Source organism: Candidatus Alcyoniella australis (assembly GCA_030765605.1).
Lineage (GTDB): Bacteria > Lernaellota > Lernaellaia > JAVCCG01 > Alcyoniellaceae > Alcyoniella > Alcyoniella australis.
This window is the reverse complement of the sequence record JAVCCG010000017.1, coordinates 65,651-80,018: the sequence shown is the minus strand read 5'-3', so window position 1 is coordinate 80,018 and position 14,368 is coordinate 65,651. Positions and strand designations below refer to the sequence as shown.

Genomic DNA, 14,368 nt, shown 5'->3' with positions numbered 1-14,368 from the left:
AGTTACTGCACGACCTCGTAGTCGTCGTCGCCCTCCGTGATCTTGATCCAGCTGTTGGCCGGGATCTCGCCGAACTCCTCTTCCAATCCCGAGGGCCAGTAGACGGTCAGGATCTGCACCACATCGTCGGTGTTCAGGCCGAAGTGCAGCCGCGCCGAATGCTGGCTACAGGCGTGTCCCTTGCCCGCCTGCACGTAGCGCACCTGGTACTCGATGCTCGGGCTGGAAATCTCGACCCGCGCGCCCACGGCCATGCGGTTGGAGTCGGTGCCGCGCAGGCTGATCTCGAGCCAGTTCAGCTCGTTGCCGATGTCGTTGCGGAACAGGTTGGCGTGCCCGCCGGAACGGCGGTCCATGTTCATCAGGTCCATGTCGCCGTCGTTGTCAAAGTCGGCCCAGGCGTTGTTGTTGGTGTCCAGAATCTCGGTGCCGGTGATGTAGGTCACGTCGGTGAACGTACCGTCCTCTTCCTGGCGGTAGAGCCGGAAGTATTGCAACGTGTAGAGCACGCTGAGCGCGAAATCGAGGCGGCCGTCGTTGTTGTAGTCGACCCAGCTGGGGTCGACCTGCCCCTCGTCGTAGAAGATCCCGGCGGCTTCGGTAACATTCTGGAACAGCCAGTCCTCGTCCGGGCCCATTCCGAACATCATCGAGCCGATGTCCGAGCTGGGCTGGTAGCGCGGGTGGGCGATCTCGGCCTGGTAGGTATCGAAGTAGCCGTCGTTGTTGGCGTCGCCCCAGTCGGTGCCGAAGGTGTTGCCGCCGGTGCCCACGCCCTGGCGGTCGAGCTCGACTTGGGGCGCGACGTCGGTGAAGTGTCCGTTCTTGTTTTCGAGCAGGAAGTTGTCGACGCGGCCGTAGTTGGCGACCGAGATGTCCATGTCGTTGTCCATGTCGAAGTCGACCCAAGTCACGCCGTAGCTCGGACGCGCCTCAAGGACGGCGATGCCGGTCGCGGCGGAGGTCTCATCGAACTTGCCGTTGCCCTTGCCGTTAAAAATGAAGTCGGACCAGCACGCCGGAGAGGGGTACTTGACCAGCCAGTTGCCCACGTAAATGTCGAGGTCGCCGTCGGCGTCGTAGTCGGCGATGGAGGCCGCGGACGTCGAGGCTTCGAGGTCCACGCCGTTGCCCGCGACTTCAGTGAATCCGCCCTCGCCGTCGCCGAGCATGATCAGCGAACGCGCGCCGTTGTCCGGCGGATCGGCGTCCTCATTGGGTACGTTGACCCCGAGGTACACATCGAGGTTGCCGTCGTTGTCAAAATCGGCCAGGCCGCCGAAGCTCGCGTAGTGGCCGTCGAGGTCCGAATCGTCGGTGACGTTCTCGAACGTACCGTCCTGATTGTTGAGCAGCAGATTGGCGGTTTCGTCGATATAGCCCAGACGATGCAGGAGCATGTCGTCCCAGCCATCGTTGTTGACGTCGCCCCAGTTGATGCGCACAGCCGAGAGCTCGGAGAGTCCGGCCTGCTCGCTGACGTTGGTGAACTGGCGCTCGTTGATATCCAGTTCGCAGAAGTAGTCGCCCGTAACCTGGATCATAAACGCCACGTCGCCCAGGCCGATCCAATCGAAGGGGCTGATATCGTGCTGCGCGGCCTCGATGCGGATCAGGCTGTGGGTCGAATCGTTGTCCACGCCGTTGTCCATGCTGATGTAGGGCTGCTCGTTGACGTGCTCGTAACCGACCCAGAAGTGGTTCGAGGGCAGCACCACCAGCTGGCGGTCGCTGATGTCGATCTCGACCCATCCGGCGTCGGTTTCGATATCCTGCTCGATCGGTTCGGTCAGGTCGACGTCGGTGTTCGGACGCGAGCGGCCGTACCCCTCATAGACGTGGACCCGGATCGGCCCCCCCTCGCCGGTGAAGTGCACGCGGAGCTTCTTGATCCACAGCGAGTGCTCGGGAATAAAGTGCACCGCGGCCACGTCGCCCTCGGCCAGGTCGTAATGCAGGCGGCCGTCGTTGCCGAACTCGTTGCCCGAGTCGTAGACCAGCTCGGTCGGCTGCAAGGTATCAAGCCAGTCGCGCTCGCCGCAGATCTCCTGAAACGCCTCGTCGGGCACATCGCCTTGGTTGTCATCGTCATCGTCATCATCGTCGTCGTCGTCGTCATCATCGCCGCTGCAGCTGCAACCGCCGCCGATGGTAAACACAAGGGCCAGGGTCGCCAGCAGCATCGCCATAAATATCCAGCGCTTCATCTTCGATCTCCGTTTACTTGTTTATCCCCGTGACCTTCTTGGGCAAGGTCGACCCGGATTATCCAGGCTAGAGGCTACCTGTGAGCATAAATGCGTGCAAGCCCGGCCACGACCCGTTATTGCTCGGTCGCAGGCGGCTGCTCCCCGTCTTCGTCCGTTGCGTTCTGCTCAGTCTGTTTTTCGGGCTCAGGCTGGATCCCGCGCAGATAGAGGTCGAAAAACGCGCCCATCTTGGGATAGGCCTCGAGCCGGTTCTTGCGTTTGGCCAAGCCGTGCCCCTCGTCGGCGTAGAGCAGATATTCCACCGGCACGTTGCGCGCACGCAACGCGGCCACGATCTGGTCGGCCTCCTGCTGCGGCACGCGCGGATCGTTGGCGCCCTGGATCACCATCAGCGGCGAGCTGATCAGCTCGACTTTGTTGATCGGACTGATGCGCTGCAGCAGCTCCAGGTCGAACTCAAGTGAGCCGTACTCCGCCTCGCGGATCGCCCGTCGCCAGGCGCCGGTGTTTTGCAAAAAGCTCACCAGGTTGGAGATGCCCACAAAGCTCACCCCGGCGGCGCAGGTCTGCGGGAACTGGGCGAGCATGGCCATCACCACGTAGCCGCCGTAGGAGCCGCCGTAGATCCCGATCTTGCTTTGATCAGCCCAGTTGTTCTCGACCAGCCACTTGGCGCCCCAGGCGTAGTCGGCCACCGCGGCCGGCCGCTTATCCTTGTCGTCGGCATGAATGTAGAGCTTGCCGTAGCCCGCGGAGCCCCGCGGATTGGGGGCGAAGATCAGGTAGCCGCGCGAGAGGAAATACTGAAAGGTGATGCCGAAGTCCGGCCGCTCCTGGCCCTCGGGACCGCCGTGGGCATAGATCAACGCCGGGTTGGAGCCGTCGGCCTTGACGCCGGGAGGTACGTAGAGAAACGCCGGGACGCTCTTGCCGTCGGCCGATTGGTATTTAATCAATTCAGGTTCGACGAATCCCGTCGGGTCGATGCCCGCGAAATTCGGCACGCTGACCATCCGCAGGTTGCGCGCCTCGATATCGACCACGAACACGCTGCTGGGCAGGGTCGGCGACGAGAGCGAGAATGCCAGCTTGGTGCCGTCGGGGCTGATCGAGAGGTTGCGGATCACGCCGCGCGGGATCTGCGGCAGCTCCAGCTCGCGCCAGCCCTTGGGGTCCCAAAGCATCAGCATCGAGTAGCCGTCGTCGTTGATCACGTAGGCCAGGCGTTGCGGGTCCTCGGAGAGCACCAGGGCCTCGGTCTCGCGGTTGATCAACCGCTCGAAGCGCAGTTTGCCGTTGCGAAGTTTGATTCGCGCCGGGTTGTTGAAGTTTTGGCTGTAGTTGGAGGTCAACCACAGATGCTTACCCTTGCGGTCGAAACGCGGGTACTCGTAGGTCGCCCAGCCCACGTGCTTGGTGAGCAGCCGCATCTCGCCGTCGCCTAGATCCAGTAGGTACAGATTGTTGTCGTAGTTGCTCTCCCAGGAGCTGACGACCAGCTGTTTGCCGTCGGGAGAGAAGCTCTCGGCGTCGTTGTATCCGTCGCGGGTCAAAACTCGGCGCGCCTCGCGCGTGTTCATGTCCATCACATAGATGTCGAAGTGGGCCTGATCACGCGCATTGGCAGCGTAAGCGATGTAGCGGCCGTCGCGGCTGAAGCAGCCGAAACGGTGGATCACCTCCGGCGCGCTGGTCAACGCCTCGTATTCGCCCGTGGCCGGGTCGAGCAGCAGCAACTGGGTGCGCTCGTTGCCGCCTACGGATGATCCGATCAGCACCCGCTCCCGGGTCGGCAAATACACGGCGAACTCAACCGGCTCGGCAAAGTCGGTGAGCTGCCGCGGGGGCGCGCTCTGGTCAGCCGTCAGGTCGCGCAGGTAGACCTGATACGTGCCGCCGCCGTTGTCCAGATAGACGAGCCGCGAGCCCTCGGGCGAGAGCGATCCGCCCCGGGCATAGCTGATCTGCAGGTAGTTTGCGAACCCGTCGTCCTGGGCCGCACACAGCGTTGGACACGCTATAAGGAACGCGACCAGCACCAGAGTTGTCAGTCTGGATATCGACATCGAAGCACCTCCAAAGCGCGTGGACATGAAACGCACCATCCTATAGATTGGCCGTCGATCCTGTCCACACCGGAAAATTATGAAGGAGATAACGTCATGAGGCTCAGCCTGCTGATCTGCCTGCTATTCGTGCTGCTCACGGCCCTGCCCGCGGCGGCCCAACAGGGACAGGATCCGGGGCCGATTACTCCCACGCCTACTCCTACTCCCACTCCTACTCCTACTCCTACTCCTACTCCCACTCCCACGCCTACTCCCACGCCCACACCGGCACCCGCGGCCTTGCCGACTGCGGCGGCACCCCAGCAAGAAACGTTGTTGGAACGTTCGGTGCAGCTCGTGTTCTGCCTAGGCGTGGAGGATCACGAGGCCGTGAGCCCCTCCGAGGTCTTTGCCGCGGATGTGGGCCGTGTCTACTGCCTCTCGCGCGTGGCCCTCGAGCCGTTCGTCGAGCCCACCAGCGTGACCCACGTCTGGTACTACGAGGATCAGCCGGTCTCGCGCATCGCACTCGAGATCCGCAGCACGCCGTTCCGCACCTACTCGTACAAGACGATCGCACCCTCGCAGACCGGACGTTGGCGCGTCGAGGTGATCGACGCTCAAAACGGCCTGCTGGGCCAGGCCGAATTCACGGTCGAGTAGAGCACGGCGGGCGCAATGCGTCGAAGCCTGCTGCTGCTCTCGGCGCTGCTCGTCCTGGGATGGGCCGCGCCGGCGCGTGCGCAGCTATTCAACTACTTCAACGTGGTGCAGGGGCAGCGGGCCTTCGGTCTGGGCGGAGCCTATTGCGCGCTGTCGGCCGATCCCTCGGGTTGGTACTACAACCCGGCCGGGCCGATCGAGGCCGACTACGACAGCTTCAGCCTCTCGGGACGCGCGCTGGAAAGCAAGCTGGTGGAGATCTCGGACTACTCCGGCGGCGAGCGGTTGCGGCTGGGATCGCTCAACTTCTATCCCACCGGCGGCGCGGCGATCAGACGCCTGGGCCCGGGAGTCATCGGGTTCTCGACCCTGGTGGCGAGCAACGAGAACATCGACGCCGACCTGACCCTGTCCAACGCGAGCTGGCAGGGGGAACCGGCCGAGGTCAACCTCGATCTGCGCCAAGCCCAGCGCACCTACCTGCTGGGGCCGGGCTACTCGATCAGAGTCGCCGAACACGTCTCGCTGGGGCTGTCGCTTTTCTACTTTTACGACCGCAAGGAGGCCAACAGCGCGACCTACGTAGACTACGACGCCGGCGGCTACGACGACCGGGTGTTCCAACTCAAGACCACCAACCACGGCTTGGTCCCGCACCTGGGCGCACAATTCCGGCCCTTTGAATGGTGGCGGATCGGGATCTGCCTGCGCCAGGGCTTGCCGCTCTACCGCTCGGGATTCACCAAGGTCGTGACCCACACCGATCATTTGCAACGAAGCGGCCGCTCCAAAATCGTCAACTCGCTTAAGGCCGAGACCGCCTTTCCGTTCACCGTGGTGCTCGGTACGGCGATGATGCCTCGGCCGTGGATCACGCTGAGCCTCGATCTGAGCTACTTCGCGGCGCAGAACCTGTTGACCCTGGCCACGGGTACTCAGCAGCCGGGAAACGCAGCGCTGCTGCAGGTGATCAACTATAATGCGGGTATGGAGTTCCTAATCCGTGAGCGCTACACCGTAGCCGCGGGCGCCTACACCAACCGCTCCGCGGCGCCGGACCCCTATGAGCTCGCGGACACCGGAATCCTCAAGGTGCACTGGATCGGATTGACTATGCAGGGCGGCTATCGCACCAACCGCACCTACACCAGCTTGGGCCTGCTGCTCAACCTGGGCAACGGCGACACGGTGAATCCCGCGGGGGACAAGGTCGCGGTAAACGGCATCTCGACCAGCATCGTGCTGGGCACGAGCTACTGGTTCGACTGATGCGCAGGTCAACGGCGTGTGCGGTGATCGTGGCTCTGGCGCTGCTGCTGCCCGCGGCGGCCCAAGCGTTCCTCTACTTTCCCCTCTCGTGGCCGATGCGCGACAGCGTCAATCTAGCCACGGATATCTACCTGCCCGGCGGCTACCAACTGGGCGACCGCCTGCCCACGCTGTTGTTGCGCACACCCTACGACAAGCTGCAGATGGTCACTTACGGAGCGCTGGCCGACGAGGGCCGCGCGGTGGTGATTCAGGACGCCCGCGGCCGCGGCGCATCCCAGGGCTTGGACTGCGTGTTTCGCTGCGACGGCTGGGGCGAGCTGCGCGACGGCCTGGACACGGTGCACGCCGTCGAGCTGATGCCCTGGTACAACGGCACGATCGTCGGCCAGGGCTACTCGGGCCTGGCGATTCTGCAATACATGCTCTCCGGCGCGGCCTCGGATCAGCTGGCTGGTCAGGTGATGGCCGCGGCCTCGCCCACGCTTTATCACATCGGCTTTCTCCAGGGCGGCGTGCTGCGCGAGGGCGACATCACCGGCTGGCTTCAGGGCCAGGGCAGCCTGTTCCGCCTGCCCGAGATGCTGGCCCATCCGGCATACGACGAGTACTGGGAGCAGGTCGACCTGGCTACGCGCGAACCGTACCTGGAAAGCCCGGCGTTCCACTTTGGCGGCTGGTACGACTTCTTCTCCGAGGGCGCGATCCGCGGATTCGAGATCTTCAGCCATGCGGGCGCCGAGCAACAGTACCTGGTGATCGGCCCCTGGACCCACGCCACCTTCGGCCTGAACACCATAGGCGAGCTGACCTTCCCGGAAAACGCTCGGCGCTGCTACAAACCGCCGCGCAAGGATCCGCTGGACGACTTCCTCGACCGGGCGTTGGAGGGCACGTTGGACGGGTTCAACTGGCCGGCGGTGAGCTACTACACCATGGGCGATGTGAGCGACCCCGACGCGCCGGGCAACAGCTGGCAGTACGGCGAGAGCTGGCCGCCGCCGGGACAGCACGAGGTCAAGCTCTACCCGACCGTTGACGCCGCGCTGTCGATCGATCCGCCTGCGGAGGGCACCCTGAGCTACCTGTTCGACCCGGACGATCCGCTGCCCACCCGCTGCGGCCGCTCAATGAGCGCACTGTCCGGGCCCTGCGACCTGACAAGCTACCTTGAGCGCGACGACGTGCTGTACTTCCAGAGCGAGCCGCTGCCCCAGCCGGTGGAGGTCACGGGCAAAGTACTGCTCAACGTGGAGCTGATCAGCGACCGTGCGGACACCGACGTCACCGCCTACCTGGTCGACCTCTATCCCGACGGCCGAATGATCCTGATCGTCAACGGCATCCTGCGCGCGCGCTTCCGCCAGGGATTCGAACAACAGCTCGCGCTGGTTCCCGGCGAGGCGGCGCAGCTTACAATCGACCTGTGGTCGACCAGCCACGCGTTCAACACCGGCCATCGCATCGGCGTGCTGATCTCCAGCTCCGAATCGCCGTTCTTCGCTATCAATCCAGGCCTCACGCCGGGCGAAATCGGATTGCCGCTGGATCAGACCAACACGATCGTCTTCGGCGATCAGACCACCCTACGCCTGCCGGTGATCGGCGAATTCCCCTGGGAGCCGGCGGGCGACGACGATTACGATAATGATGACGACGACACTGCGGGCGACGATGATGATGACGCGGACGGGCAACCCCCGGACGAGCATGACCGAAACCAAAGCTGCTGTGGAGGCTCCGTTTAAGCCATGAAGATCGAGCTTTACCGTCACTGTTTGGGACACGACGAGATCGAGCAAGCGATGGATGCGCTGCAGCGGCCACTGCTGTGCAGCAGCGATCGCGTGACGCGGCTGGAAAGCGGACTGGCTCAGGTGCTCGGCGTGCGCCACTGTGTGGCCGTCAACAACAATACGAATGCGATAACGCTCGCGCTACACGCACTGGACGTGGGCCGCGACCACGAGGTGATCCTCTCGCCGCTGAGCCCGCTGGAAACCGTGAGCGCGATCATGCACGCCGGCGCCAAACCCGCGTTCGTGGATGTTGAGCCCGATACCGGCAACATCAACGCCGAACGGATCGAAGCCTCGATCACGCCGCAGACCAAGGCGATCGTGCCGATGCACCTCTATGGTCAGATGGCCGACATGGCCATGCTGCGCGAGATCGCCGACCGTTCGCACCTACTGCTTATCGAAGACGCCTCGCATTGCCTGGAGGGCCGCCGCGAGGGGGTCCGTCCCGGCCAGCTTTCCGACGCGGCCTGCCTGGGGTTCCACTCCACTGCCAACATCAGCGCGGGCCAAGGCGCCGCGATCGTGCTAAATGATTCGGACCTGGCCCAGCGCCTCAGGCGGCTGCGCAATCTCAGCGTCAGCGAAACGCAGGCCGATCGATGCGACTGTCTGCACATGCCCTGCGACATCGACGCCTTGGGATTCGACAGCGAGATGGACGACCTGCGCGCGGCGCTGCTGTTGCCGCAACTGCGGCGCATTGAGGAGTTATGGTCGCGGCGCGACGAAATCTGCAAGCGCTACGAAAAGGCGTTCGACCGGATCGAGAACGTCTACTTTCCGCGAGTTCGGCCCGGCTCGAAAAGCGCGCGCAACCTGTTCACGATCTGGGTCGAAGCCTCGCGCCGTCACGAGATCATCCAGCAACTGGGCGAACGCGGCGTGGGCACGGGCGTGTTCTTCCGACCGCTGCATCTGCACACCTACCTGCGCCAAGAGCTGGGGTATCAGCCCAGTGACTTCCTGGTCGCCGAGTCGATCGGCGCGCGCTCCATCGCCTTGCCGCTCTATCCCGACCTGACCCAGCCCCAGGTCGAGTACGTCATCGAACAGGTCCGGGCGGTGGTGTAGCGGGGGAATATTGTTTGTTTAAACAATATTAGTAAGCGCTCGCGGGGCATTGGAACGAAATTTATTAATGTCGGAGTGCATGCCGCCTTTGACAGTATCCGCGACCCTCAACAGTCAGCATGTCAGCCGAACAAGGTTCTCCACGCACGTTTTCTTCGACATACGCGTGGAAAAGCACGCAGCCCACCTCAAAATAAATTTCGAACACCCCGCGAGGCAGCTATGAGCTGCAGCAAGGCACGCGAGCGACCATAATCATTGTCCAACGATGCTCTCCGCGACGCGGGATTGGTCGTTGTTAAAAACCAACCTTTATGCGCGAGTTTTGCTGGCACCTCAAAGGTGCCCCCGGCGAGCCTACACATAAAGATCGATTTCTCGATCTTTTCCACTAGCCTAGTAGTCCACGGCGAAACAGTAACCAACCGGCGTTGACTGGCGCGACCCCTTTCCCTATGCTTTGGCAAATCTGGGCCGGACAGGTCCGGCGCTCCATTGCAAACCCGGATTATTGGTAAGCATGACGGCCCGCGTCAGCGGGCGGCGGGAGAACTGCAGGGTGCCCAAACGAACCGACATCAAGCGCATCATGATCATTGGGTCCGGGCCGATCGTAATCGGCCAAGCCTGCGAGTTCGACTACTCGGGCACCCAGGCCTGCAAGGCGCTGCGCGCCGAGGGCTACGAAGTAGTGCTGCTCAACTCCAATCCGGCGACGATCATGACCGACCCGGAGATCGCCGACCGCACCTACATCGAGCCGATCACCGCCGAGGTGGTCGAACGAATCATCGCCCGCGACCGCCCCGACGCGCTGCTGCCGACCATGGGCGGCCAGACCGGGCTGAACACCGCGGTCGAGGTCGCTGAAAGCGGCTTGCTCGAGCGCTACGGCGTGGAGCTGATTGGCGCCAAGCTCGAGTCGATCAAGATGGCCGAGGACCGCGAGCTGTTCAAGCAGGCGATGGAGCGCATCGGCCTGGACCTGCCGATCTCGGCCACCATTACCACGCTTAGGCAGGCCCAGGAGTTCGTGCAGCAGATCGGCTACCCGGCGATCATCCGCCCCAGTTTCACCCTGGGCGGCACCGGCGGCAACGTGGCCTACAACCCCCAGGAATACGAGGAATACGTCAAGTGGGGGCTGTCGATGAGCCCCTACGGCCAGGTGCTGATCGAGCAATCGCTGCTGGGCTGGAAAGAGTACGAACTGGAGGTGATGCGCGATCTGGCCGACAACGTGGTAATCATCTGCTCGATCGAGAACCTCGATCCGATGGGCGTACACACCGGCGATTCGATCACCGTGGCCCCGGCCCAGACCCTGACCGACAAGGAATACCAGTTGATGCGCGACGCGTCGCTGGCGATCATCCGCGAAATCGGCGTGGAGACCGGCGGCAGCAACATCCAGTTCGCGGTCAATCCGCGCAGCGGGCGGATGGTGGTGATCGAGATGAACCCGCGCGTCAGCCGCTCGTCGGCCCTGGCCTCCAAAGCCACCGGGTTCCCCATCGCCAAGATCGCGGCCAAGCTCGCCGTGGGCCTGACACTGCCCGAGATCCCCAACGACATTACGCGCACCACGCCCGCGAGCTTCGAGCCGACCATCGACTACTGCGTGGTCAAAATCCCGCGCTTTGACTTCGAGAAGTTCCCGGCCGCTGACAAGACGCTGACCACCCAGATGAAGTCCGTGGGCGAGGCGATGAGCATCGGCCGCACGTTCAAGGAGGCTCTGGGCAAGGCGATCCGCAGCCTTGAGAACGGCCGCTTCAGCCTCGAACAGCCCAACGCCTTTGTGCAGGACGGACGGCTGATCGACCCCGAGGGTCTCAAGCAGAAGCTGCGCAAACCGTGCTGGAACCGGCTGTGGTACATCTGCGAGGCGCTGCGCATGGGCATCTCGCCCCAACAGATCTACGAAATCAGCGGCGTGGACCCTTGGTTTTTGCACAGCATCGAGCCGCTCCTCGCCATGGAACGCGAGCTGGCCGCGGCGATCAGCGACGGCGGGCTCGAGGCGCTGGCCGACGAGCGTTTGCGCGAGGCCAAGCGGTTGGGCTTTTCCGACCACTACCTGGCGCAGATCAGCGGCAAGACCCAGGTCGAAGTACGCGAGCATCGATTGAGCCGCGGCATACACGCCACGTTTAAGATGGTCGACACCTGCGGCGCGGAGTTCGAGGCGCACACGCCCTACTTTTACTCGTGCTACGAGTCCGAGTGCGAGGCGCGGCCGAGCAAGGCGCGCAAGGTGATGATCCTCGGCGGCGGCCCCAACCGCATCGGCCAGGGGATCGAGTTCGACTACTGCTGCGTGCACGCGGCGTGCGCGCTCAAGGAACTGGGGTTCGAGACGATCATGGTCAACTGCAACCCCGAGACCGTGTCCACCGACTACGACACCTCGGACCGGCTGTACTTCGAGCCGCTGACCTTTGAAGACGTGATGAACATCGTGGACGTCGAGAAGCCCGAGGGCGTGATCGTCCAGTTCGGCGGCCAAACCCCGCTCAAGCTCGCGGTGCCGCTGGAGCGCGCAGGAGTTAAAATCCTCGGCACCTCGCCCGACGCCATTGACCGCGCCGAGGACCGCGAACGCTTCCAGCATCTGCTGTACGAGTTGGGGCTGACCCAGCCCGACAACGGCATCGCCACCAACGAGCAGCAGGCGCTGGACGCGGCCGAGCGCATTGGCTACCCGGTGGTGGTGCGCCCCAGCTATGTGCTCGGCGGCCGCGCGATGGAGATTGTCTACGACGCGGAGAGCCTGCGGCGCTACATGCGCCACGCGGTCCAGGCCAGCCCCGAGCATCCGGTGCTGATCGACAAGTTCCTGGACAACGCCATCGAGATCGACGTCGACGCGGTCTGCGACGGCACGCGCGTGACCATCGGCGGGATCATGGAGCAGATCGAGCAGGCCGGAGTGCACTCGGGCGACAGTTCGTGCTCGCTGCCCGCGGTGAGCCTGGCGCCGGAGCTACTCGACGGGATCCGCAGCCAGACCGCTGCCCTGGCCCTGGAGCTGGGGGTAATCGGGCTGCTCAACATCCAGATGGCGGTGATGGACGGCCAAATCTACATCCTCGAGGTCAACCCGCGCGCCAGTCGCACGGTGCCGTTCGTCAGCAAGTCGATCGGCAAGCCGCTGGCCAAGATCGCCACCAAGGTGATGGCCGGTATGACCCTCGAACAGATCGGCTTCACCCAAGAGGTGCGCACCCCGCACATCACGGTCAAAGAGGCGGTCTACCCGTTCATCAAGTTCCCGGGCGTCGATACGATCCTCGGACCCGAGATGAAATCGACCGGCGAGGTAATGGGCATCGCCCGCGATTTCGGCCAGGCGTTCGCCAAAAGCCAGGTCTCGGCCGACAACAAGCTGCCGCGCTCGGGCAAGGTGTTCATCAGCGTACGCGACCGCGACAAGCCGGCGATGGTCGACGTGGCGCGCAGACTGATCGCCCTGGGCTTCGAGATCCTCTCGACCCGCGGCACGGCCGCAGCGCTGGACGCGGCCGGAGTCATGGTCATGCCGGTGTTCAAGGTGCAGGAGGGTCGGCCGCACATCGCCGACATGATGGTCAACGGCGAGGTGCAGCTGGTAATCAACACCGTAACCGGCTCGCGCCCCCTGGCCGACAGCTACACCATCCGCCGCACGGCCCTGGAGCATCGCATACCCTACTTCACCACCGCTCCCGAGGCCCGCGCCGCATTGGCCGCCATCGAATCCAACGCGGCCGGCGAGTGGGAGATCCGCTCGCTGCAGGAGTATTATGAGGCGCTCTGATCCCGTTTGCCTTCCACTGGCGGCTCGCCGATAATCCAAGATAGCGATATTTGATGCATACGGGTGTTCAATGACTGCTAAAGATGCGTTGCGCAGCCTGCCCCAGGTGGGAGCGCTGCTCGAACTCGAGCCGGTCAAGGGCCTGATCGAGAAACACGGCCGGACCCACGTGGGGGCCGCGGCACGCTCAGCCGTGGAGCGTGTACGGCAGGCTATCATCCAGGGCGCAGGGCCGCCCCAGTCCGCGAGCTGGCCCCAGCTGGTGTCCGGCGAGCTGCAACGTAGATTGCGGCCGCGCCTCGAGCCGGTGCTCAACGCCACGGGAATCGTGCTTCACACCAACCTGGGCCGCAGCCGTTTGGCCGCCGAGGCGGCCCGGGCTGCGCAGCGTTGCGCAGTGAGCTACTCGACCCTGGAGTACGACCTGGAGCGCGGCGAGCGCGGTTCGCGCCACGATCTGGTGCGCGAGCTGCTGATCGAGGCCACGGGTGCGCAGGACGCGTTCGCCGTGAACAACAACGCCGGCGCGGTGCTTTTGGCCCTGGCTGCGTTGGCCGGCGACAAACAGGTGATCGTCAGCCGCGGGCAGCTGGTCGAGATCGGCGGATCGTTCCGCATTCCAGAAGTGATGGCCGCCTCTGGCGCCCAGATGGTCGAGGTCGGTTCGACCAACAAGACCCACCTGAGCGACTACCGACAGGCCATCGGCCCGGACACTGCGCTGCTGCTGCGCGCGCACACCAGCAACTACCGCATCGTCGGCTTTACCCAAGAGGTCTCGCGCGGCGAACTGACAGCGCTTGGCCGCGAACACGGCCTGCCGCTGGTCGAGGACCTGGGCTCGGGCTGCCTGATCGACCTCGCGCAGTGGGGATTGGGCGACGAGCCCACCGCGCGCCAAGTGCTCGACGAGGGCGTGGACCTGGTCACGTTCTCGGGCGACAAGCTGCTCGGCGGACCGCAGGCCGGGATCCTGGCGGGCAAGTCCGAACTGATCGCGCGCTGCAAGCGCCATCCGCTGGCGCGCGCTCTGCGCCTGGACAAGATGACCCTGGCCGCTCTGGAGGCGACCCTGCGGCTCTCGCTCGACCCGCAAACCGCGATACGCGAGGTGCCGACCCTGGCTGCCCTGACCATCGATCCAACGCAGTTGCAACAGCGCGCCGCACGGTTGGTCGAGCTACTGGCGTCGCTGCCGCAGGGCGCGGCCAAGCTCGAGATCGTCGACGAGACCAGTCGCGCCGGGGGCGGCGCGCTGCCGTTGATCGAACTGCCGACCCGCGCTGTGGCGATCGAGCCGCTCGCGGTTTCGGTGGACGAGCTGGCCGCAAGGCTGCGCCGTGGCGATCCACCGTTGATCGCGCGCATCAGCCGCGAACGGCTGCTGCTCGATCCGCGCACCCTAGAGCCGCACGAGCTCGAGCCCGCGGCGCTGGCGCTGATTGCGGCGCTCAGATTTGAGGCTTAGATGGAACCATCGGACAGGGACCAGGCGGGCAGGGACTA

8 protein-coding genes are annotated in these 14,368 nt (G+C 64.2%); 6 read left to right on the top strand and 2 right to left on the bottom strand.

All coding sequences use genetic code 11. The features are described 5' to 3' along the window. Nucleotides 1–2: 2 nt before the first annotated feature. The gene (locus tag P9M14_01785; protein MDP8254457.1) at nt 3–2,207 is read right to left on the bottom strand and encodes a CRTAC1 family protein; all 2,205 of its coding nucleotides are present in this window, start codon (nt 2,205–2,207) and stop codon (nt 3–5) included. 116 nt (nt 2,208–2,323) lie between these two features. Then, a complete protein-coding gene (locus P9M14_01780) occupies nt 2,324–4,276 on the bottom strand; it encodes a prolyl oligopeptidase family serine peptidase (GenBank protein ID MDP8254456.1) in 1,953 nt (650 codons plus the stop codon). Nucleotides 4,277–4,372: 96 nt separating this feature from the next. Here P9M14_01780 and P9M14_01775 point away from each other — a divergent pair, with 96 nt between their 5' ends. From P9M14_01775 to selA, 6 genes are all read left to right on the top strand, one after another. Continuing rightward, nucleotides 4,373–4,921, top strand: coding sequence for a DUF2914 domain-containing protein (locus P9M14_01775; GenBank protein ID MDP8254455.1), 549 nt, complete (start codon nt 4,373–4,375; stop codon nt 4,919–4,921). Between the two features lie 15 nt (nt 4,922–4,936). Then, nucleotides 4,937–6,190 carry a hypothetical protein gene (locus tag P9M14_01770; GenBank protein MDP8254454.1) on the top strand — a complete coding sequence of 418 codons (1,254 nt, stop codon included), beginning with the start codon at nt 4,937–4,939 and terminating at the stop codon, nt 6,188–6,190. Further along, nucleotides 6,190–7,938: a CocE/NonD family hydrolase gene (locus tag P9M14_01765; GenBank protein ID MDP8254453.1), complete on the top strand. Its 1,749-nt coding sequence runs from the start codon at nt 6,190–6,192 to the stop codon at nt 7,936–7,938. Before P9M14_01770 ends, P9M14_01765 begins: the two co-directional genes overlap by 1 nt. Nucleotides 7,939–7,941: 3 nt before the next feature. Further along, the gene (locus tag P9M14_01760; GenBank protein ID MDP8254452.1) at nt 7,942–9,063 is read left to right on the top strand and encodes a DegT/DnrJ/EryC1/StrS family aminotransferase; all 1,122 of its coding nucleotides are present in this window, start codon (nt 7,942–7,944) and stop codon (nt 9,061–9,063) included. Nucleotides 9,064–9,622: 559 nt separating this feature from the next. Beyond that, nucleotides 9,623–12,862, top strand: coding sequence for a carbamoyl-phosphate synthase large subunit (gene carB, locus P9M14_01755; GenBank protein ID MDP8254451.1), 3,240 nt, complete (start codon nt 9,623–9,625; stop codon nt 12,860–12,862). A 70-nt stretch (nt 12,863–12,932) separates the two neighbouring features. Beyond that, complete coding sequence (selA, locus tag P9M14_01750) at nt 12,933–14,330, top strand: L-seryl-tRNA(Sec) selenium transferase (protein ID MDP8254450.1); 1,398 nt, start codon at nt 12,933–12,935, stop codon at nt 14,328–14,330. Nucleotides 14,331–14,368: the final 38 nt, after the last annotated feature.

What these genes read in the sequence shown, in the direction of transcription:
- P9M14_01785 (MDP8254457.1), bottom strand. Translation starts at nt 2,207, where the DNA reads ATGAAGCGCTGGATATTTATGGCGATGCTGCTGGCGACCCTGGCCCTT.
- P9M14_01780 (MDP8254456.1), bottom strand. Translation starts at nt 4,276, where the DNA reads ATGTCGATATCCAGACTGACAACTCTGGTGCTGGTCGCGTTCCTTATA.
- P9M14_01775 (MDP8254455.1), top strand. Translation starts at nt 4,373, where the DNA reads ATGAGGCTCAGCCTGCTGATCTGCCTGCTATTCGTGCTGCTCACGGCC.
- P9M14_01770 (MDP8254454.1), top strand. Translation starts at nt 4,937, where the DNA reads ATGCGTCGAAGCCTGCTGCTGCTCTCGGCGCTGCTCGTCCTGGGATGG.
- P9M14_01765 (MDP8254453.1), top strand. Translation starts at nt 6,190, where the DNA reads ATGCGCAGGTCAACGGCGTGTGCGGTGATCGTGGCTCTGGCGCTGCTG.
- P9M14_01760 (MDP8254452.1), top strand. Translation starts at nt 7,942, where the DNA reads ATGAAGATCGAGCTTTACCGTCACTGTTTGGGACACGACGAGATCGAG.
- selA (MDP8254450.1), top strand. Translation starts at nt 12,933, where the DNA reads ATGACTGCTAAAGATGCGTTGCGCAGCCTGCCCCAGGTGGGAGCGCTG.